19 protein-coding genes are annotated in these 25,231 nt (G+C 44.5%); 12 read left to right on the forward strand and 7 right to left on the reverse strand.

From position 1 onward, the window contains the following. The first annotated feature begins 101 nt into the window (after positions 1–101). The 4 genes from RHM67_RS16630 to RHM67_RS16645 all read left to right on the forward strand — a co-directional run bounded on the left by RHM67_RS16630 (position 102) and on the right by RHM67_RS16645 (position 6,009). A complete protein-coding gene (locus RHM67_RS16630; RefSeq protein WP_322228084.1) occupies positions 102–911 on the forward strand; it encodes a TonB family protein in 810 nt (269 codons plus the stop codon). 110 nt (positions 912–1,021) lie between these two features. Further along, complete coding sequence (locus tag RHM67_RS16635) at positions 1,022–2,314, forward strand: folylpolyglutamate synthase/dihydrofolate synthase family protein (RefSeq protein WP_322228085.1); 1,293 nt, start codon at positions 1,022–1,024, stop codon at positions 2,312–2,314. A gap of 123 nt (positions 2,315–2,437) precedes the next feature. Further along, the gene (gene mgrA / locus RHM67_RS16640; protein WP_322228087.1) at positions 2,438–3,427 is read left to right on the forward strand and encodes an L-glyceraldehyde 3-phosphate reductase; all 990 of its coding nucleotides are present in this window, start codon (positions 2,438–2,440) and stop codon (positions 3,425–3,427) included. Positions 3,428–3,549: 122 nt separating this feature from the next. Continuing rightward, entirely contained in the window at positions 3,550–6,009 is a 2,460-nt protein-coding gene (locus tag RHM67_RS16645; RefSeq protein WP_322228088.1) for a DUF5686 and carboxypeptidase regulatory-like domain-containing protein, read from the forward strand. Between the two features lie 9 nt (positions 6,010–6,018). Here the strand turns inward: RHM67_RS16645 and RHM67_RS16650 are convergent, their stop codons facing one another. Together RHM67_RS16650 and RHM67_RS16655 are read right to left on the reverse strand one after the other, a co-directional pair. Further along, positions 6,019–7,083, reverse strand: a complete 1,065-nt coding sequence (locus RHM67_RS16650) for a DNA polymerase beta superfamily protein (protein ID WP_322228090.1) — start codon at positions 7,081–7,083, stop codon at positions 6,019–6,021. Further along, positions 7,080–7,835, reverse strand: a complete 756-nt coding sequence (locus RHM67_RS16655; RefSeq protein WP_322228092.1) for a nucleotidyltransferase domain-containing protein — start codon at positions 7,833–7,835, stop codon at positions 7,080–7,082. Before RHM67_RS16655 ends, RHM67_RS16650 begins: the two co-directional genes overlap by 4 nt. A 92-nt stretch (positions 7,836–7,927) precedes the next feature. On the opposite strand from RHM67_RS16655, the gene guaA reads away from it, so the two are divergent. From guaA to RHM67_RS16675, 4 genes are all read left to right on the forward strand, one after another. Further along, positions 7,928–9,457, forward strand: a complete 1,530-nt coding sequence (gene guaA, locus RHM67_RS16660) for a glutamine-hydrolyzing GMP synthase (RefSeq protein WP_322228094.1) — start codon at positions 7,928–7,930, stop codon at positions 9,455–9,457. Continuing rightward, complete coding sequence (locus RHM67_RS16665) at positions 9,444–10,676, forward strand: ABC transporter substrate-binding protein (protein ID WP_322228095.1); 1,233 nt, start codon at positions 9,444–9,446, stop codon at positions 10,674–10,676. The genes guaA and RHM67_RS16665 overlap by 14 nt, the downstream gene beginning before the upstream one ends. Further along, entirely contained in the window at positions 10,673–11,875 is a 1,203-nt protein-coding gene (locus RHM67_RS16670) for an RsmB/NOP family class I SAM-dependent RNA methyltransferase (protein WP_322228097.1), read from the forward strand. Before RHM67_RS16665 ends, RHM67_RS16670 begins: the two co-directional genes overlap by 4 nt. 186 nt (positions 11,876–12,061) lie before the next feature. Then, positions 12,062–14,458: an ABC transporter permease gene (locus tag RHM67_RS16675; protein ID WP_322228098.1), complete on the forward strand. Its 2,397-nt coding sequence runs from the start codon at positions 12,062–12,064 to the stop codon at positions 14,456–14,458. A 215-nt stretch (positions 14,459–14,673) separates the two neighbouring features. Here the strand turns inward: RHM67_RS16675 and RHM67_RS16680 are convergent, their stop codons facing one another. The 4 genes from RHM67_RS16680 to RHM67_RS16695 all read right to left on the reverse strand — a co-directional run bounded on the left by RHM67_RS16680 (position 14,674) and on the right by RHM67_RS16695 (position 18,634). Beyond that, positions 14,674–15,243 carry a MarC family protein gene (locus RHM67_RS16680; protein WP_252756253.1) on the reverse strand — a complete coding sequence of 190 codons (570 nt, stop codon included), beginning with the start codon at positions 15,241–15,243 and terminating at the stop codon, positions 14,674–14,676. A 4-nt stretch (positions 15,244–15,247) separates the two neighbouring features. Then, on the reverse strand, positions 15,248–16,420 hold the full coding sequence (locus tag RHM67_RS16685; protein ID WP_322228100.1) for an MFS transporter: 1,173 nt from the start codon (positions 16,418–16,420) through the stop codon (positions 15,248–15,250). Between the two features lie 72 nt (positions 16,421–16,492). Next, positions 16,493–18,013 (reverse strand): amino acid permease, encoded by a 1,521-nt coding sequence (locus RHM67_RS16690; protein ID WP_322228101.1) that lies wholly within the window; start codon positions 18,011–18,013, stop codon positions 16,493–16,495. A 339-nt stretch (positions 18,014–18,352) separates the two neighbouring features. Further along, the gene (locus tag RHM67_RS16695; RefSeq protein WP_322228102.1) at positions 18,353–18,634 is read right to left on the reverse strand and encodes a hypothetical protein; all 282 of its coding nucleotides are present in this window, start codon (positions 18,632–18,634) and stop codon (positions 18,353–18,355) included. Positions 18,635–18,707: 73 nt separating this feature from the next. Here RHM67_RS16695 and RHM67_RS16700 point away from each other — a divergent pair, with 73 nt between their 5' ends. Further along, positions 18,708–18,941, forward strand: a complete 234-nt coding sequence (locus tag RHM67_RS16700; RefSeq protein ID WP_322228104.1) for a DUF2007 domain-containing protein — start codon at positions 18,708–18,710, stop codon at positions 18,939–18,941. A 74-nt stretch (positions 18,942–19,015) separates the two neighbouring features. Here the strand turns inward: RHM67_RS16700 and RHM67_RS16705 are convergent, their stop codons facing one another. Beyond that, positions 19,016–21,256 (reverse strand): sodium-translocating pyrophosphatase, encoded by a 2,241-nt coding sequence (locus tag RHM67_RS16705; RefSeq protein ID WP_322228106.1) that lies wholly within the window; start codon positions 21,254–21,256, stop codon positions 19,016–19,018. Positions 21,257–21,403: 147 nt separating this feature from the next. Here RHM67_RS16705 and RHM67_RS16710 point away from each other — a divergent pair, with 147 nt between their 5' ends. The 3 genes from RHM67_RS16710 (at position 21,404) to RHM67_RS16720 (ending at position 25,230) form a co-directional block, all read left to right on the forward strand. Further along, positions 21,404–22,840, forward strand: a complete 1,437-nt coding sequence (locus RHM67_RS16710) for an APC family permease (protein ID WP_322228108.1) — start codon at positions 21,404–21,406, stop codon at positions 22,838–22,840. Next, entirely contained in the window at positions 22,812–24,227 is a 1,416-nt protein-coding gene (gene dacB / locus RHM67_RS16715; RefSeq protein ID WP_322228111.1) for a D-alanyl-D-alanine carboxypeptidase/D-alanyl-D-alanine-endopeptidase, read from the forward strand. The genes RHM67_RS16710 and dacB overlap by 29 nt, the downstream gene beginning before the upstream one ends. A gap of 148 nt (positions 24,228–24,375) precedes the next feature. Continuing rightward, complete coding sequence (locus RHM67_RS16720; protein WP_322228112.1) at positions 24,376–25,230, forward strand: methylated-DNA--[protein]-cysteine S-methyltransferase; 855 nt, start codon at positions 24,376–24,378, stop codon at positions 25,228–25,230. Position 25,231: the final 1 nt, after the last annotated feature.

Genomic DNA, 25,231 nt, shown 5'->3' on the forward strand with positions numbered 1-25,231 from the left:
GGAAAGTGAAAGGTAAAAGCTGAAAGGCAAAATGTAACGCCAATTGCAATCAACTTTTAAAACCTTTTACCCTTAACCTTTCGCCTTTTACTTAAATATAAATGGACTACAGGGAAGAAAATAATTATCCAAAGGCATTTCTGGCTACAGGCATCATACTTGGTTTGGTGATGGCGCTATGCTATTTTCTTGTTTTCCATAATCCGCCGCCAAATGAGGAGGGAACCGGCGGCATCCTGGTAAATTACGGTACGGTGGATGAAGGTATGGGCAGCGACTATATGAGTACCGAAGAACCCTCAGTAGCCGATAAAGCCAACAACACCAAACCCGATAAGGTAACCCCTGCCCCACCAACCGAAGAAAAACAACAGGTGGAGAACAGCGATAAAAACGTGGTTACCCAAAGCACCGACGATGCGCCCGAAGTAGCTGCGAATACAACAAAACCAAGCAAAAGCGTAGCTACACAACCAACAACCAAAACCGTTGCTAAACCGGCAGTAAACCAAAACGCCCTGTACAAAGGCAAAACCAATAATGGCACCGGCGAAGGCGACGGTACAGGCAGCACTCCGGGTAACCAGGGCAAACCAACCGGTACAACGCTTACCAATAACTATAATGGAACAGGTGATGGTAATGGTGGTAATGCGTTAACCGCTCGTAACTTCACACGACCACCTTCAAAACCTGTTGTTACCAACTTTGAAGGTAAAATCGTGATTACATTCAAAATAGACGCTGATGGAAATATTATCTCTGCAAGCGTTGCCCGAGGTTCTACATCCATCGAAGGTGACATAGTTGATAAGTGTATACAAGCTGTTAAAAATGCAAAAGTAAACCCTTCAGCAAATGTAAGCGAAGACCGGACTTACACACAAACTTTTGTATTTAAGCGGCAATAATACCATTTAATAGTTCATTGTAAAATTTCTTTGGCTGATAGCTCTTATCAGTTTTCGATGCTACATTTGTATGCAAGTAGTTCGGCCATGAATTATGAACCACTCTTCTCATGAACTACCAACAAACCCTCAACTACCTCTACACCCAGCTACCCGTTTTTACCCGTGTAGGCGCTTCTGCTTACAAGGAAGACCTGACCAACACCATTGCGCTACTGAAGATCCTGAATAATCCCGAGCACAAGTTTAAAAGCGTGCATGTGGGTGGTACAAACGGCAAGGGTTCTACATCGCACATGCTGGCGGCAATTTTGCAGGTTGCGGGCTATAAAACCGGGCTGTATACATCACCGCATCTAAAAGATTTCCGCGAGCGCATCCGTATCAATGGTGAGATGATCAGCAAGCAAACCGTTATCGATTTTGTAGCTAAACACAAATCAGATTTTGAAGAGATCCAGCCCTCATTTTTTGAGATGACGGTCGCGCTCGCTTTTGATGTATTTGCCAAAGAGCAGGTTGACATTGCCATTGTAGAAGTGGGTTTAGGTGGGCGGTTAGATTCTACCAATGTCATCAACCCCCTCCTATCCATCATCACCAATATCGGTTGGGACCATATGAATTTACTGGGTGATACCCTTCAAAAAATAGCAGGCGAAAAAGCGGGTATCATTAAATCAAATACCCCCGTAATTATTGGAGAATACCAACAGGAGGTTGCGGATGTGTTTATCAGTAAAGCAAAGTCGGTAAATGCTGATTTTGTGTTTGCATCGGATGTAAAATCAAAAGTTAAAAGTCAAAAGTCAGAAGAGAACCTGGAGTATCTGGAAATAGACGCTCCTCAAACCCCACTCCCCGCTCTTCATATCCAACTCGATTTGCCTGGAAGCTACCAATTAAACAACCTACGCACAGTTTTAACCGCTGTTGATGAATTGCGCAAACAAGGCTTCAACATTACTAATCAGCACATCACAGCAGCCTTAAAACAGGTTAAAACGCTAACCGGCTTGCATGGCCGATGGGAGGTGTTGAGCCATAAGCCACTTACCATTTGCGATACCGGCCATAATCCCGAAGGCATTGCCGAAGTAATCAAAAACATCGCGTCGGTAAAATATGAGCACCTGCATTTCGTGATAGGGATGGTGAACGATAAAGACATCAGCAAAGTGCTCTCTATGCTGCCAACCGACGCTACCTACTATTTTTGTCGCCCGGATATCCCGCGTGGTCTCGAAGCCGAAAGCATCAAACAACAAGCCGCAAGCTTTGGTTTGCAGGGCGAAGCATACGGGTCTGTTAAAGAAGCATTCCGTGCGGCACAAGCAAACGCTACAGATAAAGATCTGGTGTTTGCAGGTGGAAGTACTTTTGTAGTAGCAGAGGTTGTCTGAAGTCGAATTGATAGAATTTTTGAATTAACCGAATGCAAAGATTAATATTCTGTTAATTCTTTAATTCCGAAAATTCGGGTTCAGACAAAAAACCCTACTTTAGCTTCAAACAAACCAAAAATCATGACCTACCTACCCTCCCCCGCACGATACGATAAAATGCAATACCGCCGTTGCGGTAAAAGCGGTATAAAACTGCCGGCTGTTTCATTAGGCCTGTGGCATAACTTTGGCCATGTGGATGTGATGGAAAACTTCCGCAGCATCCTGCATTTGGCATTCGATAGCGGTATTACCCATTTTGATCTGGCAAATAACTACGGCCCGCCCCCGGGTAGTGCCGAAACCAATTTTGGCAAGATCCTGAAAGAAGATTTTGCAGGTTACCGTGATGAATTGATAATCAGCAGCAAGGCGGGTTATACCATGTGGGATGGCCCTTACGGCGACTGGGGGTCAAAAAAATACCTAGTATCCAGCCTTGACCAAAGCCTAAAACGAATGGGGTTGGATTATGTAGACATCTTTTACCACCACCGCCCGGATCCCGACACCCCGCTGGAAGAAACCATGGGCGCTTTAGACCTCATCGTTCGCCAGGGAAAAGCTTTGTATGTGGGCATCTCTAACTACAACGCGCAGGAAGCAGAGAAAGCTATCGCTATATTAAAACAACTAGGCACGCCATGCCTTATCCATCAGCCAAAATATTCGATGTTCGTCCGCGATGCGGAGGCTGGTTTGTTGGATGTATTGGGGAAAGACGGCGTGGGTTGTATCCCATTCTCTCCACTTGCACAGGGCTTACTAACCAACAAATACCTGCACGGCATCCCTGAAGATTCGCGCGCGGCAAAATCAACCGGCTTTTTACAGGAAAGCCAGGTTACTGATGAAGTTATCAGCAAGATCAAAAAACTAAATACCCTTGCTGAGAAACGCGGACAAACTTTGGCCCAAATGGCATTAGCCTGGTTGCTGAAAGACGAACGCGTAACATCAGTACTGATAGGCGCCAGCAAACCTGCACAGTTAGCAGATTCGTTGAAGGCATTGGATAACATCGTTTTTTCATCAGAAGAATTAGAGAAAATAGAGACGATCTTAAAATAGGTTTTAAACAACTTAAAACTTCAAAAAGGCGTATTTAGAAATAAATACGCCTTTTTGTTTAACAAACATTAACATTCTGCATCTAAAATCTTTACCCATATTTACGCTACTAAATCTTCTTCATGAAATCATTTTTCCTTGTCGCCATATTTTTGCTGTTGACATCCGGTTTATTCGCGCAGGACTTTACCCTGAGCGGTAAGATCACCGATGGCGCAGGTAATGCGGTCCCTTTCGCTACAGTTTATATCCGCAATACTACAAGGGGAACGTCAGCTAACAACGACGGTAACTATACGTTAAATTTAAAGGCCGGCCAGTACGATGTACGTTACCAGGCCATAGGTTTTAAGCAGGAAAGCCGCAAGGTAGAACTGAAAGCAAATCAAACCATCAACATCTCTTTAAAGGCCGAAGATTACCAGCTGAAAGAGGTTTCAATAAACGCGGGTGCCGAAGACCCGGCTTACGCCATCATCCGCAAAGCGATAAAAAAGCGCAAGACTTATTTGAACGAAGTGAATGCATACACCTGCGAGATCTACATCAAAGGCCTGCAAAAACTGCTGGCCGCTCCAAAGAAATTACTGGGTGTTGATGTGCAAAAGATAGCCCGCGAGAACGGGCTGGATTCCAACCGACGTGGAATTATTTATCTGTCGGAATCGCAATCAAAGCTCAGCTTCATCAGGCCGGATAAGGTGCACGAGGAGATCATCTCCTCCAAATTCTCGGGCAGTAACCGGGCGTTTACCTTTAACCGCGCATCAGATATGCAGGTGAATTTTTATGAGAACCTGCAAAACTGGAAAGGATTAAGTAACCGCCCGCTCATTTCGCCCATTGCAGATAACGCCCTATCCTATTACAAATACAAATACGTTGGTTTTACTACCGAAAATGGCGAAACCATCAACAAGATATTAGTTACACCGCGCAATGCTTACGACCCTTGCTTTAGCGGCTATATTTATATTATGGACGATAGCTGGCGCATCCAAAGCCTTGGTCTGTACATCACCAAAAAATCGAACATCAACTTTGTAGATACCCTAAAGGTTAACGAGCAGTTTTTCCCGGTGGGCGATAAAGTATGGATGCCATCTTCGTTAAAGTTTGAATTTACAGGCGGTTTCTTCGGCTTTAAATTTGGCGGTTATTTTATCTCGGTTTATAAGAATTATGAGATAGACCCTAAGCTGGATAAAAAAAAATTTGCCGAGGTGCTGCGCATTAACAAAGGTGTAAACAAAAAAGATTCGGCCTATTGGGAACAGGAACGCCCCATTCCCCTTACCGACGAAGAGAAAATAGATTACCAGAAAAAAGCCGTCCTCGCCGCCAAACGCGAATCTAAACCCTATCTCGATTCGCTCGACAAGGTGAATAATAAATTTAGCATAGGTAAATTCCTGTTAGGGGGTTACCGTCACCGCAACCGGTACGATCATGAGTATTACAATTTCAATTCCCTCCTAAGTTCTGTAACCTATAATACCGTTGAAGGTCTGGCTTTGGGATACGGCGGCTCGTTCACCAAACAGATAGACAGTGTTAACAATCGTTATCTGAATATCTACGGTAAAGTCCGTTATGGTTTCTCTAACAAACTGTTTAACGCGAGTGGCGGTATCACTATGCCTGTTGGATCATATACATTAAACTTAGCAGGTGGAAGCGATGTGATAGATATGAATAACCGCGAGCCTATCAGTTCGTTCATGAACACGGCTAACACCCTTTTGAACAGGCAGAACTTTGAAAAGCTATACCAAAAGCAATATGCAGCGGCCACTATATCTAAACGTATTTACGGCGGATGGCAGGCAAGCGTTGGCGCCGAGTGGGCAAACCGTAAGTATTTGTCAAACACAACCGATTATAGTTTCTTCCACCCAAAGGGGCATGAGTTTACATCAAATAACCCCTTATCGCCTGCGGTAGACGCGCCTTTGTTCCCCGAGAACCAATCATTCAATGTAAACGTGCGCACTACGTATGATTTTAGCAACCGTTACGAAACCTACCCTACAGGTAAACGTTACATCCCGTCCAAATACCCAACCATTGGTTTAAACTTTACCAAGGCGGTTAAAAACGTGTTTGGCTCTGATGCGGATTATAATTTGGTATCGGCAGATATCTCCAAGTCGGATATCCCCATGGGCTTTTACGGAAAAACCTCGTTCTACATCAGCGCGGGTAAATTCTTCAATACCAAAAGCATTTACTTTACCGACTACGGGCATTTTAGCGGTAACCAGGTGTTGTTTTACCAAGGCGGCATTAATAAGTTTCTGCTGTTAGATTACTACCAGTTCAGCACCGGCGATAAATATCTGGAAGGCCATTTAGAGCATAACTTTACAGGTTTACTTTCCAATATGATCCCGCTTATCCGTAAACTGAAATTACAAGAGATCATCAACGTTAATTACCTATCCACCCCAACCTTAAAAAACTATACCGAATTGGGCGTAGGCTTCCAAACCAATATCGGCTTAAGGGTAATGTATGGCACATCGTTCAACAACAAAGTTGCAGGTGCAAACCAGGCGATAAGGATCGGGACGAGTTTTTAGTGAGGAAATCTATTTATAAAACCGCTCACGAATTTGAACTAAAACATCCTCAGCAGTTTTAACATCAGGTTGTTCGGGTAAGTCTGCGTTTTTGTAGAGTTCATCTACTTTGTGCATTTTTTCATCTATCATTCCCATCAGTTCATCAAATTCAAAAGCACCACTTCGGATACTTAGTAAAAAATCACGATCTTGTCGATGAACCCTTACTTCCTTATACAAGGCTATTTCTTCTGCCATGTTTAACAGCCTAAAAGTGTGCATCATGTTTTTAGCATCATAACTTTTCCCATGTGATAAAGTGCTTTCATACCTTACCTGATTCCGCTTTTCTTCCCATTCTAAATACTCTTTATAATTACGACAGTAGATAGAGTAAGCGTCCTTGTTAAAAGTCATCGTAGCTAACGGGCTTAATGCTTTAGGTACCGAACTTAGCTGCACATCATTTGCGTTTGACCCAGAAACAATACCATTGAATGAACTGCCGGCTACTTGCGCCTGGCTATACAAAAGATAAACATTTCTAAAATGCTCAACATTTACTAACCCGCAGGTTTCCTGCGACAAGGCGTTTTGCTCCAACCAATCCGTTAATAACGCACTTCCACTGTTTTGGATAACGTAACAAAAATCAAGCACCGATTTTTTCTCCTTATCTATTGGGTTGTTGATCTTTTTATTGAGGCCCTTTGCTTTTTTAATTTGCGTTTGGGCGTACCCTGCAAAAGTATCACGGCAAAGTTTTGACAAATAATCGGATGGTTTGACCAGATCCATAATAGGGTGTCTGAAAATCACATGTTGTTCTGGCGTGTTCAACAGCTCCAATATGTTGGGGTTGTTTTTTCCGAGTAACTCCAGGAACCGACCTATTTCAAAATATACTTCATCATTAGTATTATTGGCTACCTGATCCTGAAAGTTAAATCCATATAGTTCCTTTTGAGGCAAGATAAATATCCCTTTTTTATCTATATCTGATGTGGGCAAGCTTAAATTATAAGCATTGCTTCCACTTACGCAATCTAGTAAGATGTATTGTCTTTTATTTATCAATTGCTCGTAAGTCATTTTGAGATATATTTTCTAAAGATCAAGTCGAGTTTTTCAGTTGTTTTATGATTTGCAGGTAATTTGCTCACCTCTTCTTTACAAAACTCGAGTGTATCATTTAACCATTTATTCACCACTGGAACTTGTTTGATCAACGTTTTCTCATCACTTACAGCTTTTAGTTTCAACAGATCGTCGATACTGGCCTGAAAAATCTCATCGTCAACCAATATTCGTAATTTTTCAAATTCCATCGGTGGCACTTCCTGCTTTTCGATGATCCACTTGCAAGCTAATGTTGATCTTAATGCATAAAAATAACGTTTGATTTTCACCTCGCCACCTTGCAAATCGTTGTTAACGGTATTTATTGCCATAGACAGATAGTGGTTACCGCCCGACCGTAACGAATAATAATTATGCATTAAAAACCTCACTTCCGTAGCAAAACCAGAGTCATCTTTATAAATTATTGGCGATTGTAGCCACTCATATAATGGAGAATTTGACTTAAGAAATAATTTCAAACTCTTTTTAACATCCCATCCGCCGATATCCAACAAATCATTAATCGGTAGGTCTATAACATCCTTCAACTCTGTAATAGATAAATAATCATTCGTGTTACGAGCATATATGAATCTTACATCGAAATCGCTATCAGGCGATTTAAAACCCCATGCCCTGCTACCCGATTCACAGGCATAGAGCACCTTTATACTGTACTTTATTTCTAATTCTTCAAGTTCGTGTTTTATTGTATCAAGCATATTGCTGCAATTTACAATATTAGCTATTGCATTGCCTTTAAATTTCTACAATCTCATATCAAACTTTTCCGCTCAAAATCCTATCTTTGCCCATGCAAGAAAAAATCCTCATTCTTGACTTCGGTTCGCAGTTCACCCAGCTTATCGCGCGCCGTGTCAGGGAACTCAATATTTACTGTGAGATCCATCCCTTTAACAAAGTTCCTGAAGTAGACGAAAGCGTAAAAGGTATCATCCTTTCCGGCAGTCCATATTCTGTACGCCAGGACGATGCACCTCATTTCGAGTTCATTAAACACCACAAAACACTGCCTATTTTAGGCGTTTGTTATGGCGCGCAGTACATGGCACATTTCCATGGAGGCGAGGTATTGGCATCAAGCACACGCGAGTACGGCCGTGCCAATCTGGATTACATCAAACCGGATAATATCCTTTTTAAAGATGTGCCTGCAGGTTCACAAGTGTGGATGTCGCACGGTGATACCATCGCGAGGATCGCAGATGATTTTGAAATTATTGCAAGTACCGATAGTGTGAAAGTTGCCGCTTACCAGATCACCGGCACCAAAACCTACGGCATCCAGTTCCACCCGGAGGTTACCCACAGTATTGATGGCAAGCAATTGCTGCAAAACTTTTTGGTTGACATTTGCCATTGCAGCCAGGATTGGACCCCGGATTCGTTTATTGAAACAACCATTGCCGAACTGAAGGCGAAATTGGGTGATGATAAGGTGGTTTTAGGTTTATCGGGCGGTGTCGATTCGTCGGTAGCGGCGGTATTGCTGCACCAGGCCATCGGCAAAAACCTGCACTGTATATTTGTTGATAATGGCTTATTGCGTAAAGATGAGTACCAATCTGTATTGGATTCTTACCAGCACATGGGCCTTAATATAAAAGGGATTGACGCCAAGCAACGTTTTTACGATGCGCTTGCCGGGATTAGCGACCCCGAGAAAAAACGTAAAGCCATTGGCCGCGTGTTCATAGAGGTATTTGACGATGCCGCGCACGAGGTACAAGGTGTAAACTGGCTTGGCCAGGGTACTATTTACCCGGACGTTATCGAATCTGTTTCGGTAAAAGGGCCGTCGGCAACTATCAAGTCGCATCATAACGTTGGGGGATTGCCCGACTTTATGAAACTGAAGGTTGTAGAGCCGTTAAACACCCTTTTTAAGGACGAAGTACGCCGCGTTGGGGCCGCTTTAGGTATAGACCCAAACATCCTTGGCCGCCACCCCTTTCCGGGGCCAGGCCTTGCTATCAGGATCCTTGGCGACGTTACGCCGGAGAAAGTTGACATATTACAACAAGCCGATGCGATTTATATCAACAATTTACGCAGTGGCGGTGTTTATGATAAAGTTTGGCAGGCAGGCGCCATATATTTACCGGTACAATCGGTAGGGGTTATGGGCGATGAGCGTACTTACGAGAACGTAATTTGCCTGCGAGCGGTAGAATCATTAGATGGGATGACGGCAGATTGGTGCCACTTACCTTACGATCTGCTTGCAAAAATATCAAACGAGATAATCAACAACGTAAAAGGAATTAACCGGGTAGTATATGACATCAGTTCGAAACCACCGGCCACAATTGAGTGGGAATAAGTGGTTTATATTTGTTTTAACGGCGCTAATAATTGGTGCATGTTCGCCTAAGATCCGGACTGTACCCTCATCTACCGTAAAAACAACAACTAAAAATCCCGTAATTAAAAAAGAAAAACCTGCCGAAAAGCCTCCGGTGAAAACACCTGAGGCAAAGGCATCGGTTATATCGCTTATCCTTCCGCTGGGTCTTGATCATGCCGTTGCGGGGCAAAGCTACACTGCTGCCAAACTAAAAACCGCGAACATGTCGATTGAGTATTACCAGGGCTTTAAGCTGGCGCTGGATTCACTCACCTCCACAGGTAGCAATTACAAATTACAAATTTTTGATAGTAAGGACGATGCGGCGCAGTCGCACAGCCTTAGCCTAAATCCGCAGGTAAAAAACAGCGAGATCATTATCGGCCCTGTATTCCCTGATGATGTAAAGGCTTTTACAGCAATGCTTACTTCAGCTCGCAAACCCATAGTTTCGCCGTTGTCGCCTGCCGCACCTGCTATTTTTAAAAATCAGAATTTGGTTACTATGACGCCCCCGCTGGAATATCATGCTATGGGCGCGGCAACCTACATCGCCAAAAGCATTAAGCCCAAAAAAGTATTCATTTTAAACTCAGGCTTTAGCGATGAAAAGCTATATACCTCTCCGTTTAAACGCACTTTAGATAGCCTGAGCAAACGTAAGATCCAGGTGGTAAACATTACGGTTACACGCGGTAATTTAACCCCTTTGGTCGCACAACTATCCGCAAAAGATCAAAACATTTTCTTGGTGTCATCAACAAAACAAGCCTTTTTGATGGTTACGTTGCGGTCGCTGGATACTTTATCTAAAAAATTCCCTGTAACGCTGTTCGGTCACCCAAGCTGGGAGAAGTTCGCTTTCTTGAAAGCCGCGCTTTTACAACGGTTGAACACGCACATCACCTCCACCGATAAGGTTGATTACAAAAGCGCTGAAACAAACACATTTTTACGCAGCTATCGCCATACTTATCATACCGAACCTACCGATTTCGCCATTAAAGGCTTTGACCACGGCCTGTACTTTGGTAAATTATTGGCCGATGGTGAGGATATGAGCAAGGCCGAATTTGAAGATTATACTGGTTTGCACAACAGTTTCCATTTCATCAAAAAACCGGGGCTGGGCTGGATAAATACCCACGTGGATATTCTTAAATATCAAAATTTCGACCTAAAGAAAGTAGAATGAAAGCCATAAACCAGTTAAAGACGTTTCAGCGAATATTGGGCGAATACCCTGCAGATACGCCTTTAGGTAAGTTTTTACCCGGCTTTTATCGTCAAAATAAACAGATGGGATCTACCGACAGGCGCGTTGCTGGCAGGTTGATCTATAACTATTTCCGACTGGGGCGAGCCTTGCCTGATGCACCCGTTGAAGATCGTTTGATGGTGGCCGAGTTTCTGTGCAACAAGCAATCAAACTCGTTTTTGCAGCACTTTAAACCCGACTGGGCCGCCTGTATAGGTTTTGGCATAGATGAAAAGATAAACCTTATCAAAACTACCTATCCCGATTTTAAACTGGAGGATGTATTCCCGTGGACAGCGCAGCTTTCGGCAGAAATTGACAAGGATGCCTTCCTGAAATCATTATTCATTCAGCCCGATCTGTTCATCCGCGTAGCTAAAGGTTACGAGGCACAGGTAAAAGCCGAGCTTACAAAAGCAGGAGTTATCTTTAAAGACGAGGGCAATAACTGCCTCTCGCTGCCAAACGGAACGCGGCTGGAAACCATTTTCCCCAAACAGCATTGGTTTGAGGTGCAGGACCTATCGTCGCAACAAACTGCTAATTACTTTAAGCCCCAGAAATGGGATAGCTGGTGGGATGCCTGCGCGGCATCCGGTGGTAAATCTTTACTATTGCATAGCCTCCAGCCTGATATTAAGCTGGTTGTATCTGATATCCGCGAGTCTATACTGTCTAACCTGGATGAACGTTTCCAGAATGCCGGTCTGCGCAAATACCAGAAAAAGGTAATGGATTTGACCGAGAATAACGAACAGCTTTTATACAAGTACGAGTTCGACGGTATTATACTAGACGCTCCCTGCAGTGGATCGGGCACCTGGGGCCGCACACCCGAAATGATCAGCCAGTTCGAGATCCATAAAACTGACTTTTTTAAGCGCCTGCAACAGGCCATAGTTACCAACGTTGCCAAACACCTTAAGCCGGGTAAGCCACTTATTTACATCACCTGCTCAGCCTTTAAAGCTGAGAATGAGGATGCTGTAACTTACATCACCAAACAACTTGGCCTGCAACTAGAAGAAATGAAAGTGCTAACCGGGTATGAAAATAAGGCTGATACCATGTTTGTGGCGAGGATGATAGCGAAGGAAGAGAAGCAAGGAAATAAGAAGCAAGAGGCAGGAGAATAAATCAACATGTCATTATTGCTGTAAGCGATAGCGTGGCAATCTCAGCATATCTGCTTGTCCTCTAAGATTGCCGCGTCGCTACGCTCCTCAGCAATGACATGGTAATATTATCAAGACGTTAAAAAGTGTTAATCTTTTCATTACTTGCGTATTAGCAGCTAAATTAGTTTAACAAACCCGTTACCTATGCTGCACAACTACTTTACTATTGCCTGGAGAAACATCTGGAAACACAAGCTTTTCTCGCTCATTAATATCTTCGGCCTATCTGTTGGGATAGCGTTTACTTTGTTGATAGCGGCCTATGTGTGGCACGAGGTTAACGTAAACGCCGACCTTAAAAACGCTGATAACCAGTACATTATTCAAAGCAAATGGAAAGATCCTAATATGGGTTTTGTGTTGACGGCCCTTGCCGCCATGCCTAAGGCGCTTAAGGATGAATACCCAAATTTGGTTGCTAATTATTATCATTGGGATGGCGTAAGCTCAAACATATCAAAAGGTGATAAGCACTTCCGCGAAAGCTTGCAGGTTGGGGACAGTACTTTCTTAAATATGTATGGTTTTAAGCTACTATATGGCGACCAAAAAACGGCTTTGAATGACCCTTTTTCGACCGTGATAACGCAGGAAATGGCCATTAAATACTTCGGTAAAAGTGATGTGGTGGGGCAGTCGCTAACCATCGAAAGTTTCACCGGCACGAAGCACGATTTTATGATCACCGGCGTTTTGGATCAACTAAAAAAGAACTCTGTCACCAATGTGGCCGACGCCAGTAACAGCACTTTCTTTTTGCCTGCCGCGGCGGCAAAGTTCCTGGGCCGTAGTTTGGACGGCTGGAACAATACCAATATAGTAGGCTTAATAGAATTAAAAGATGGCGTTAAACCCGAAGCCTTAACCGGGCCAATGAAAAGCCTCATCAAACGAAATGCTTCACCGCAAATAGCAGAGAACCTTACGCCTTATATTGTTCCGCTAAAAACCTACTATTTAGAATCCGGCATCAAAAAGATGCTTTACACGCTATCGTCAATAGCGCTATTCATTTTGCTGATGGCGGTGATCAATTTTGTGAATATCTGCATCAGCCGCTCATCGCAACGGATGAAGGAAATGGGGATTCGCAAAGTGCTGGGCGGGTTAAGGAAACAACTCATTTGGCAGTTCCTCATCGAATCGGTTTTGATGGTGCTGATCGCAACCCTGATAGCCTTGGTGCTTTATGTATTGGCAAGGCCATTCTTTACAGACCTATTGGCTACCGACATTAACGGCCTGTTCTCTTTCCCTATTTATTTCTATGCATTGCCGGTGCTATTGGCTTTGATGATTGGACTGCTTGCCGGGCTATATCCGGCGCTGGTTTTATCGTCCCTAAAATCTATCGATTCGCTGAAAGGCAAACTGGACCGGGTGAAAGATAACGTGCTGTTCCGCAAATCGCTTATCGCGTTCCAATTTGGGACGGCTGCGGTGGTGTTGATCTGTGCTATTGTTATCTCCAAACAGATCAACCTGTTTTTTGGTAAAAGCCTGGGGTATGATAAAGATTATGTGGTATATGCCCAACTTCCGCGCGACTGGAGCAAACCCGGCGTACAGAAAATGGAGGACAAACGGTACCGGCTGTCTCAATTGCCACAGGTAAGCTCAGTCGCATTATCATGGGCAATCCCCGATGGTAATAATGGTGGTAGCATGCAAGCTTACAAAATGGCTGATAACCCAAGCCAAGCGTTCGCATCGCAGCTATTAACTGTAGATAACCAATACGCGGCAACCTACGGCATCCCGCTAAAAGCCGGTGAATTTTTCAAACCACAGTATGCGCCCGGCGATTCGGCCGAGGTTGTGATCAACGAAAAGCACTTAAAAGCATTGGGCTTTAAAAAGGCCGAAGACGCTATAGGGCAACAGTTCCATGCGCAGGGGATGCCGCCGTTAACCATACGTGGGGTCGTGGCCGATTTTCAGTTCGGATCGATGCAAAGCCCGATAACGCCGGTAACATTTATCAATGTAAACTGGTCGCCGTTTTACAGGTACTTTTCTATCAAACTAAAACCGGGTAATATCGAAAGCAGCCTTGCTGCCCTGCAAAAGAAATGGGCCGAGGTGTTACCCGGTGCACCATTCGAATACGGTTTTATGGATGAGGCCATTGCCAAAATGTACAAAACCGAACTACAGCTAAAGAAAGCATCGTACCTGGCAACGGGTTTAGCCATCATTATAGTACTGCTTGGCGTGTTGGGATTGATCTCGCTCAGCATCCAGAAACGCACCAAAGAGATAGGCATCCGCAAGGTGCTGGGTTCATCTGTTAAGGATGTAATGCTGCTTTTCCTGAAAGATTTTTTGGGGACGGTAGTAATTGCCGGCCTTATCGCCTGCCCCATCGCCTACTGGATGATGAATAAATGGCTTAATAATTATGCCTGTAAGATCAATTTAACCGTAGTGCCATTCGTGATTGCGGTATTTGCTTTGCTTGCGGTTACAGCAGTGCTCATTAGCTTGCAAACAATAAAAGCGGCATTGGCAAACCCGGTGAAGAGTTTGAGGACGGAATAGGAATTGAAGCAAGAAATTAAGAATCAGGAAACAAGACAAAAACAAACGTAAAAACCCGTGATTGATGTAAGCGTAGCATGGGTATCCTCGACAGACCGGTCTGCGGCTCTGTAAGTAGGGGATTGCTTCGTGCCTTACAGCAATGACGCGCGGATAAAAATAATGCGTTGGGACATTTTCTTCTTGATTCTTGCCTCTTGACTTCTAACCTCTCTTTACAACCCGCTATTACTCCTGAACAACTTTATCGCGATAGCTAACAAGATAACCCCGAATGCTTTACGCAGGATATGCAGGCCTGTTTTACCGAACAGTTTCTCCAGCCACTTTACATTTTTGAGCACAAGGTAAACAAACAGGGTATTTAGGATGATACCTACGATGATATTTTGGGTTTGATATTGAGATTTTAAGGAAAGCAGAGTGGTCATAGTACCGGCGCCTGCTATTAGTGGGAAGGCCAGTGGGACAATTGATACCGCCTCAGGCATTTCTTCTTTAAAAAAGTTTACGCCTAATATCATTTCCAGCGCAATGATGAAGATCACGATGGAACCTGCTATCGCGAAGGAAGAGATATCCAGCCCGATCACCGCGAGCAGTTCATCTCCCGCAAATAAAAAACCTATCATCAATACCAGCACCGCTATACTTGCCTTTTCCGATTCGATATGCCCTGCCTTTTGGCGCAACTGAATAATTACCGGGATGGCGCCAAGGATATCGATAATGGCGAAAAGAATCATCGTTACGGATAATACCTCTTTAAAGATAAGTGGATGCATAAGCTTAGGATTGTTTTTCTTTTGTGATCAAACGAATACTAAACAAAAGTGCAATTAAAATATAGAAAGATGCTAAAAAGAATATACTGTGTATTGATATAGCTGTGATAAGCCCCGCCGTTATAGGCCCTAAGGTTTGCCCTATTGAAGCGTACGACTGATTGACACCCATTACCTCGCCCTTCTCGTTACCTTCGTTACGGTCGGCTATAATAGCGTTTAGCATAGGGTTACGCAGGCCGTTGAACAAGCCGTAGATACCAATTGATACTGCGAAGAGTATGATGCCTGTTGCGAACCCCGCCAGGATCATCATCCCCAAACAAAAAAGGGTGGAGATGAGCAGGATAATAGCCTGAGATGAGATCACTTTTTTTACCGCAGGCACCATCATCTGCATCAATATCCCGCTGAGGCCAAAGCCACCGTAGAACAAGCCTATCTGCGTAGGGTTCAGTTTCAGTTCGTCGACACTAAAGGTTTGGAAACCTATCAGCATGGTAAACTGCGCCATCGTCAGTAGAAACCCGGTAAATATGGCTGTACCAACAACAGGCATTTTCAACACCGTATAAAGGGATACAAAACTAAAACTGTTCTTTTTAAAAGGCGATTTTCCGGTCTTGTTCTTGTTGGTTTCTTTCAGGAAAAACAGGGTAAGCAGCACGCCAAGGATAGCTATGCCCGCCGCGAAGTAGAAGGGTACTTTCAAACCAAACTTACTCAGCAAGCCCCCTATTGCAGGACCTATCACAAAGCCGAACCCAAATGCAGACCCGATGATCCCGAAGTTTTTGGCGCGTTCTTTTGGGGACGAAATATCTGATACCATGGCTTGGGCTACCGAGATATTACCGCCCGTTAACCCGTCCAATATCCGCGCAGCGAAAAGCATAATAATACTATTGGCCAACCCAAACATAATAAAGGAAGCACATGTGCCTATTAAGCTAAAAACAAGCAAAGGCTTGCGGCCAAACCTATCAGACAATGACCCTAACACCGGCGTTGCGAAGAACTGGGCTATGGAGTAAGCCGCGGTTAGCAGGCCGATGGTATGTTCGGTAACGCCAAACTTTTTACCGTAGGGGTATAGCAGGGGTATAATAATGCCAAATCCCATGGAGTTGATGATGGCAATAAACACAAGCACCCACAGTATCCGTTTGGTATTCATTGCTTACAAAAGGGTTTAAACCAAAAAAGGTTCTGCAATTGCAGAACCTTTTTAATATGGTAATAATTTAAATTACTTTTTTTCGAAATCTGATGCTGTAGGCAGCACATCTGCTATGTTACCCAGTTTGCTGCGTTTGCGGCTGTAACCAAAGTAAATAACCAAACCGGCAAGCATCCAAACAAGCGCACTCACCTGTGTCTCGCCCGGTAAGCTAACGATCATACCGGCACATACTATCACACCCAAAATAGGCACCAATGGCACTAAAGGTGTTTTAAACGGCCTTGGCAGATCGGGGTTGGTTTTACGTAATAACATTACGCCAACACATACTAATATAAAGGCAAACAGCGTACCGATCGATGTTAGATCGCCGGCAACACTACCCGGGATAAACGCCGCAAACAAGCCCACAAAAACAAACAGGATGATGTTGCTTTTGTACGGAGTGCGAAATTTGGGGTGAAGATCTGAAAATACTTTTGGCAGCAAACCATCCATCGACATGGTGTAAAACACCCTCGACTGGCCCATTAGCATCACCAAAATAACTGATGAGAAACCTGCAAGGATAGCCACAGTTACCAAAGTAGATAACCATGCATAACCGTGCATGTAAGTGGTTATGGCGTAAGCTACAGAAGCCTCTTTACCAGATTTCATAAAATCCTGGTAAGGTGCAACACCTGTTAATACCCAAGAGAATAAAATGTAAAGGATAGTACAAACCACTAACGAACCCAAGATACCAATAGGCATATCGCGTTTAGGGTTTTTTGCTTCCTGCGCTGCGGTAGATACGGCATCAAAACCAATAAAGGCAAAGAAAACCACACCGGCACCACTAATGATACCACCCCAGCCGTGATTAAAGAACGGCGCATATGAGTACGTTTTGCCATTCGCCAATACAACATCCGGCGCGTTAGCAGGTATCATGTATGGTGTATGGTTAACCGGGTTAACATATTGCCAGCCTATAGTGATGAATACCAATACGATAGCCACCTTAATGAAAACGATGATACCGTTTACAGTAGCAGATTCTTGCGTACCTTTTATTAATAGTAACGATAAAATCAACAGGATCAATAATGCAGGAAGGTTAGCGATACCATGTACCGATGCCCCGTTAACCATTACAGATTCTAACGGAGAGTGGCACCACTCGTAGGGTATGGCCCCGCCGAGGAGCTTATTGACGTACTCGCTCCAACTGATAGATACCGTAGCCGCGCCAAGTGCGTATTCTAATATTAATGCCCAACCAATAACCCAGGCAACAATTTCGCCCATGGTGGCGTAGGCGTAAGTGTAAGCGCTACCTGCAATAGGGATAATAGAAGCAAATTCTGCGTAGCAAAGGCCCGCGAATGCACAACCAATAGCCGCAACAATAAATGATAACGTTACCGCCGGGCCCGCGTGCTCGCCTGCTGCTGCAGCCGTTCTTACGAACAAACCTGCACCAATAATAGCACCAATACCCAACGCAATAAGGTTACCCGCCCCAAGCGTTCGCTTCAGGCTTCCTTCTGCATCTACAGAAGAGGTTAGCTGTTCAATAGATTTTTTTACAAATACCTTCATGTTTTAATTTAATAGATCAGTTATAATAGTTTTGAAATCAGTTTCCCCAAACGTACTTAAATTTATTGAAAAGTTAAAGGGCAGAATGTAACAAGGCTATACGTGTTTTCCACAGAATTAAAGGTTGTGATAGTGAATGATTTAGTGGTGGATATTGGTGGGATGTTTAGCGGTGTTGAAAACACTAAGTAGCCGACACCTGCATGGTAAGAGACGCGAAGTATCGCGTCTCTACAGCCACATCGTCATTGCTGTAAGCGTAGCGCGGCAATCCCCAACTTACAGAGCCGCAGACCGATCTATCGAAGATTGCCACGCTTCGCAATGAAGCGTTGGGTATCATCCCGGTAATCCCCGCAAAATAAACCAGGGCGTAAATACCACGTTCATTAATATCATGGTGATGCCTAAAGCTTTGTTAAACTTCCCGCCTGCGCGGATCAGCATAATGCCAATTACAATCCCTCCTGCCAATAACATGGCGGCATCAAAATACATCAGGTAATCTGTAGTAGGTGGCTGGATGTCCAGCTTAAACAGGTCGAAGAGATCCGGCAGGTAGAGGTATAGGTCGTACAGGCAGAGGGTGTAGAGGATATATCGGACTGTCGGTTTCTTCATCACCCCTAATATAAACCTTTTCTAATAACCGGATATTTTTTGTGATATTGTATTTCAATTAAAACTACAAATTATGGCTACCAATAATGATACGATGATGCAAGTTTACGCCGGGAGTTTTAACGACGCATCACAAGTTCAATTCCTGCTCGAAAACGAGGGTATCGAATCTTTCATCGAAAATGGATTGATGGGAACAATTGCGCCCTGGCAAGTATCTGCAGGCGGAGTTGCCCCGGTAAAAGTAATGATATCTGATAAAGACATGGAAAGAGCACTTAAACTTTTGAAAGATTTTCAGGAATAATAAAACTTAAAAGATTTTTAACAAAAAAAGCCCTCCGATAACTCGAAGGGCTTTCCTATTTCATTCAAATCCTGTTAGATCTTTTTATCTACATGGACCTGGTGTACGTTCATTGATTGTACCTTCTCTTGTTTCTGCATCATTTTATTGGTGTTATCGGCAGTGTTTAAGTGCGGCGCGATAACCAACGAAACGATTGACATCAACTTGATGAGGATGTTCATTGATGGACCAGAGGTATCTTTAAACGGATCACCAACGGTATCACCTGTTACAGATGCCTTATGCGGTTCAGATTTTTTGTAGTAGATCTCGCCGTTTATCTCCACACCTTTCTCAAATGATTTTTTAGCGTTATCCCATGCACCACCCGCGTTGCTTTGGAAAATCCCCATCAACACACCGGAAACCGTAACACCTGCCAATAAACCACCTAATACTTCGGGGCCGAATGCAAAACCAATAACAATTGGGGTAATTAAGGCGATCAATCCCGGTGCAACCATCTCGCGGATTGATGCTTTGGTAGAGATCTCCACACATTTTTCATACTCGGGGCGTGCCTTGTACTCCATAATGCCGGGGATCTCGCGGAACTGGCGGCGAACCTCTTCTACCATCGCCATTGCCGCGCGGCCTACTGCCGAGATACACAATGCCGAGAAGATGAACGGGATCATCCCACCCACAAATAAACCGGCCAACACGTTGGCCTTGTAAATATCAATATGTTCGATACCCGCAACACCCACAAACGCCGCAAATAAGGCCAGTGAGGTTAACGCTGCCGAAGCAATAGCAAAACCCTTGCCTGTTGCGGCAGTAGTGTTACCTACAGCATCTAAATTATCTGTACGGCCACGCACCTCTTCAGGTAAGCGGCTCATCTCGGCAATACCACCTGCGTTATCGGCAATTGGGCCGAAAGCGTCGATAGCCAACTGCATAGCTGTTGTAGCCATCATACCTGCAGCGGCGATAGCCACACCGTATAAACCTGCGAAGAAATATGAACCGTAGATACCTGCTGCTAATACCAGGATAGGCAACACGGTAGATTCCATACCCACAGCTAAACCCGCAATAATATTGGTAGCATGCCCTGTTGATGATTGCCTGATGATGCTCATCACCGGGCGTTTGCCCATAGCGGTATAATATTCAGTAATGATAGACATCAGCGTACCTACCACTAAACCTACCAGGATAGAACCAAATACACCGTTTTTAGTGAATACCAGGGAGCCTGCCTTAATAGCACCTGAAGCATCCTCGTCACGGATCATGTGGAAGCTATCGGCAGGTAACATCCATTGCACCACAAAATAAGTGGCAATTGCTGTTAATAATATCGAAGCCCAGTTACCTATGTTTAAAGCTTTTTGTACGCTATCGGTCTCTTTAGATATTTTAACCAGCGATGCGCCAACAATAGAGAAGATCAAACCTAAACCGGCTATCACCATTGGCAATAGTATCGGAGCAATACCACCAAATTTATCATGCGATACGATCTCGCGGCCCAATACCATAGTAGCCAACATTGTAGCCACGTAGGATCCGAACAGATCGGCGCCCATACCGGCAACATCACCTACGTTATCGCCCACGTTATCTGCAATGGTTGCAGGGTTACGCACGTCATCCTCAGGGATGCCCGCTTCAACTTTACCTACAAGATCCGCACCTACGTCGGCAGCTTTGGTATAAATACCACCGCCAACACGCGCGAAAAGCGCGATAGACTCGGCACCTAACGAAAAGCCCGCCAATACATCAAGCGCTTTAGCCATAGCCTCACCATTAACGCTTTCGCCTTTACTGGTAACATACATGGTATAAAACACTATAAATAACGAGCCTAAGCCAATAATAGCCAAACCCGCAACGCCCAAGCCCATAACGGTACCGCCTGTAAACGAAACTTTTAATGCTTGCGCCAGGCTTGTTTTAGCCGCCTGTGTAGTGCGCACGTTTGATTTTGTAGCGATGCGCATCCCCAAATAACCTGCAAAAGCAGACAGGAAAGCGCCGATAATAAATGACACCGCGATAACCGGGCTTGATTTGTCCCCCACTATTGTACCGCTCCAGGCAAGTAGTAAACCCGCAACAACAACAAAATAGCCTAATACTTTCCATTCCGCGCGTAAAAAGGCCATTGCCCCATCAGCAATATAGCCTGCAAGCTGGTTCATGGAGGCATCGCCTGTTTCCTGTTTGGTTACCCATGCAGATTTTATCGCCATCACGATGATACCTACGAGGCCGAAAACAGGGATCAAATAAATTAAGTAAGTGTTCAAAAGATCCATATTGTATAATTAGTTTATAAGTGTGCTATGTACTTTGCGCAGAGCGCTGTTTATAATTTGGTTGCCGCAAAATAGTAAATTAATTTCTTTACAATAGCCTGTCAATTTAAAGTTTTTGAATAGTTTAGTACTTTAAACTAAACCCTAATGTCAAACGAGACTACCCAACCCAAGTTAAAACACGAATTAGGCCTGCTTGACGGCACCATGTTGGTGGCGGGTTCCATGATAGGTTCCGGTATATTTATAGTAAGCGCGGATATTACCCGCAACGTAGGCTCGGCCGGCTGGCTGATAGCCGTTTGGTTGATCACCGGTTTCATGACGCTTACCGCAGCCCTAAGCTACGGCGAATTAAGCGCCATGTTCCCAAAGGCAGGTGGCCAATATATTTACCTTAAAGAATCGTACAATAAACTCATAGCTTTTTTATATGGCTGGAGCTTTTTCGCGGTGATCCAAACCGGGACGATAGCTGCTGTGGGTGTGGCATTTTCGAAGTTTGCCTCTTATTTATACAAACCATTAAGTGAGGATAATATTTTATATACCATTGGCTCACTTAAAATAAGTGCCGCGCAAATTGTAGCTATCATATTGATATTCCTTCTAACTTTTATCAATACAAAAGGTGTTAAAGGTGGTAAGTGGATACAAACCACTTTCACTTTAACAAAGCTGCTGAGTTTGTTCGGCTTGATTATTTTTGGATTTTTGGCCTTTAAAAGTGAGATCTGGACAGCCAACTGGACCAATGCCTGGGATATGCATAAACTGGCGAAGGACGGTACCACAACCAATTACACCATGAGCGCTGCTTTAGGTGCTATCGCGATAGCCATGGTAGGTTCTATCTTTAGCAGCGATGCCTGGAACAACGTAACTTTTATAGCTGGCGAAATGAAGAACCCTAAACGCGATGTTGCGCTAAGCCTGTTCTTCGGCACCATGATCGTAACCATTATTTATGTATCTGCAAACGTGGTTTATACCGGCGTGCTTTCCCTGCATGATATTGTTAATGCCGATAAAGACCGTGTAGCGGTTGCGGCATCGCATGTAATATTCGGCAACATTGGTACTTTAATTATTGCCGTAATGATCATGATTTCGACCTTTGGCTGTAATAATGGGCTGATCCTTGCTGGATCGCGCGTTTATTATTCCATGGCTAAAGATGGCTTGTTCTTCAAAAGGACAGGCACCCTAAATAAAAACGGCGTACCAGAATTTGGCTTGTGGATCCAGGCGGTGGTTGCATCCTTATTATGCTTAAGCGGATCTTACGGAAAGCTGTTAGATATGATATCATTCGTAGTTGTGGTATTCTACATATTAACAATTGTAGGTATCTATATTTTACGTGCTAAACGCCCTGATGCCGAACGCCCTTATAAAGCTTTTGGATACCCTGTGTTACCTGCTATTTATATTTTAATGGGATTGGCCTTTTGTACACTCCTTTTAATATACGAGCGTGAATACACACTTTATGGTTTAGGAATCGTTTTAATAGGCATCCCTATTTATTATATATCACAACGCAACGTTACCAATGAGGATAAAACGGACGTGTCTTTTTAGTTTTCTATTTATAGCCAATATTGCAGGCGCGCAAACCCTGCAGCAAAATATCCAAAAAGCATTTGGCCACCTGCAACAGGATAGCCAGTGCCGTTATGCATCGGTATCGTTAACGGTGCTTGATGCCAAAACCGGCGAAGTGGTGTTTGCCGCCAACCCGGATATGGGCTTGGCGCCCGGCTCTACCTTAAAAACGGTTACCAGTATCACCGCGTTTAATGTTTTAGGAAAGGATTTTCAATACCAAACCCAACTGGGCTATACCGGCACTATCAGTGCCGATGGTACCCTAACCGGCGACGTGATCATCAAAGGCGGCGGCGACCCTACCCTGGGTAGCTGGCGCTGGGCTACTACCCGCGAGGGTGTGGTATTAAATACCATGGTTACCGCGCTTAAAAAAGCAGGTATCAAAAAAATTAATGGAAGGGTTATTGGCGATAACGGCGCGTTCAAAAGCCAGGGGATACCAGACGGGTGGATCTGGCAGGACCTGGGCACCTATTACGGCGCGGGCATAGCAGGCCTTTGCTGGCGCGAAAATCAGTTTGACATTTTACTGCGCACGGGCGCGGTGGGCAATACCATCGGCATAGCCGGCACCAACCCCGAAACCAATTACCTGCAATATAAAAGCGAACTAACCAACGGCGGCGCCAAAACCGGCGACCTGGCCTATCCTTATCTGCCCGCATACGGCAGCAAAGTGATGTATGTCCGTGGTACTTATGCCATAGACCAAACCAAGAAACGCATAGGAGCCGCCATCCCCGACCCTGCTTATGATGCAGCCCTGCGACTGAGCGACACGCTGAAACGTATCGGTATTACTATTAGCGTTGAGCCAACATCATCCGTGATGCTGGCAGATAAAGGGCAAACCGTTGCGACAGCTACCAAAAACATTACCACCATCTTATCGCCCGAGTTGAGCAAGATAGTTTACTGGCTTAACCAAAAAAGCGTAAACCTGTATGCCGAGCAATTACTGGCAACTATCGCCTCCAAAGTGGGCAAAGGGGTATCTACCAATGATGGTGTAGATGCCATGAAGGATTTTTGGCAGCTAAAGGGCATTGATAAACGCTCCATGAACATCTTTGATGGCAGCGGCCTTTCTCCCGAAGACAGGATAACTACCTCTACCATGGCGCGCATCCTGCAATCTGCCCGCGCAGCCGCTTGGTTCAATGATTTTTACGAGAGCCTGCCTGTGTATAACGACATGAAAATGAAAAGCGGCAGCATCAACAGCGTGCAAGCCTACGCCGGTTTCCAAACGCATGATGGCCGCCAGCTTTGTTTTTCTATAATGGTTAACAACTACTATGGCCCGGGCTGCGGGATAAGGGAGAAGATGTTTAGGGTTTTGAATGAGTTGAAGTGAGTGTTAGAGATTAGAGGTTGGTGTTTAGAGATTAGGCAATCCTTCTCCGCGCGTCATTGACGGATTTTGTTAATCCCGGTACAACTCCGCAAGTTTCGGGTTTTAATGCCTATGCCACCAGGGTACTTTTGTGTTATAATAATCAATCATGGAAACACAAAACAACATTAATTACGAGCGTATTGCCGAGGCGATAGGCTACATAAAACTGAACTTTAAAGCCCAGCCCAACCTTGACGAGGTTGCCGAAAAGGTAAACCTTAGCCCCTTTCATTTTCAGCGCATGTTTACAGATTGGGCAGGCATCAGCCCCAAGAAATTCCTGCAATACCTGAGCTTGGATTATGCCAAAGGGATTCTCAAAGAACAACAAGCCACCCTGTTTGATGCCGCGTTCGAAACCGGCCTATCCGGCACCGGCCGCCTGCACGACCTGTTCGTTAACATCGAGGGCATGACGCCTGCCGAGTATAAGAACGGTGGCAAAGCATTATCTATAAACTTTAGCTATGCCGAAACGCCATTTGGCAATATCCTGGTAGCATCCACCCCAAAAGGTATTTGTTATATGGCTTTCGCAGATGATAAGGACGAAGCCTTTAACGAGCTTTACGCGCAATTCCCAAATGCAAGTTACTACCAGGTGGTAGACATCGCGCAGCAAAACGCGTTGTTCATATTTAAAAAAGACTGGTCGCAGCTATCAAACATCAAACTTCACCTAAAAGGTACAGACTTTCAGTTGAAAGTTTGGGAAGCGCTATTGAAGATACCGATGGGTGGTTTGAACACCTATTCAACTGTGGCCAATACGTTGCAGATGCCTACGGCAAGCAGGGCTGTTGGGAGTGCCATTGGTGCCAACCCAGTCGCGTTTTTGATCCCCTGCCACAGGGTTATAAAATCCACAGGCGAGTTTGGGCAATACCATTGGGGCAGCACCCGTAAAACAGCCATGATAGGTTGGGAAGCGGCACAACACGACTTAAAAACGGCCATATAAA

The organism is Mucilaginibacter sp. 5C4, assembly GCF_034345625.1.
Classification (GTDB): Bacteria; Bacteroidota; Bacteroidia; order Sphingobacteriales; family Sphingobacteriaceae; genus Mucilaginibacter; species Mucilaginibacter aurantiaciroseus.

Excerpts from the sequence above, each read along its gene's own strand:
- RHM67_RS16630 (WP_322228084.1), top strand. The coding sequence starts at position 102 with ATGGACTACAGGGAAGAAAATAATTATCCAAAGGCATTTCTGGCTACA.
- RHM67_RS16635 (WP_322228085.1), top strand. The coding sequence starts at position 1,022 with ATGAACTACCAACAAACCCTCAACTACCTCTACACCCAGCTACCCGTT.
- mgrA (WP_322228087.1), top strand. The coding sequence starts at position 2,438 with ATGACCTACCTACCCTCCCCCGCACGATACGATAAAATGCAATACCGC.
- RHM67_RS16645 (WP_322228088.1), top strand. The coding sequence starts at position 3,550 with ATGAAATCATTTTTCCTTGTCGCCATATTTTTGCTGTTGACATCCGGT.
- RHM67_RS16650 (WP_322228090.1), bottom strand. The coding sequence starts at position 7,083 with ATGACTTACGAGCAATTGATAAATAAAAGACAATACATCTTACTAGAT.
- RHM67_RS16655 (WP_322228092.1), bottom strand. The coding sequence starts at position 7,835 with ATGCTTGATACAATAAAACACGAACTTGAAGAATTAGAAATAAAGTAC.
- guaA (WP_322228094.1), top strand. The coding sequence starts at position 7,928 with ATGCAAGAAAAAATCCTCATTCTTGACTTCGGTTCGCAGTTCACCCAG.
- RHM67_RS16670 (WP_322228097.1), top strand. The coding sequence starts at position 10,673 with ATGAAAGCCATAAACCAGTTAAAGACGTTTCAGCGAATATTGGGCGAA.
- RHM67_RS16675 (WP_322228098.1), top strand. The coding sequence starts at position 12,062 with ATGCTGCACAACTACTTTACTATTGCCTGGAGAAACATCTGGAAACAC.
- RHM67_RS16680 (WP_252756253.1), bottom strand. The coding sequence starts at position 15,243 with ATGCATCCACTTATCTTTAAAGAGGTATTATCCGTAACGATGATTCTT.
- RHM67_RS16685 (WP_322228100.1), bottom strand. The coding sequence starts at position 16,420 with ATGAATACCAAACGGATACTGTGGGTGCTTGTGTTTATTGCCATCATC.
- RHM67_RS16690 (WP_322228101.1), bottom strand. The coding sequence starts at position 18,013 with ATGAAGGTATTTGTAAAAAAATCTATTGAACAGCTAACCTCTTCTGTA.
- RHM67_RS16695 (WP_322228102.1), bottom strand. The coding sequence starts at position 18,634 with ATGAAGAAACCGACAGTCCGATATATCCTCTACACCCTCTGCCTGTAC.
- RHM67_RS16700 (WP_322228104.1), top strand. The coding sequence starts at position 18,708 with ATGGCTACCAATAATGATACGATGATGCAAGTTTACGCCGGGAGTTTT.
- RHM67_RS16705 (WP_322228106.1), bottom strand. The coding sequence starts at position 21,256 with ATGGATCTTTTGAACACTTACTTAATTTATTTGATCCCTGTTTTCGGC.
- RHM67_RS16710 (WP_322228108.1), top strand. The coding sequence starts at position 21,404 with ATGTCAAACGAGACTACCCAACCCAAGTTAAAACACGAATTAGGCCTG.
- dacB (WP_322228111.1), top strand. The coding sequence starts at position 22,812 with ATGAGGATAAAACGGACGTGTCTTTTTAGTTTTCTATTTATAGCCAAT.
- RHM67_RS16720 (WP_322228112.1), top strand. The coding sequence starts at position 24,376 with ATGGAAACACAAAACAACATTAATTACGAGCGTATTGCCGAGGCGATA.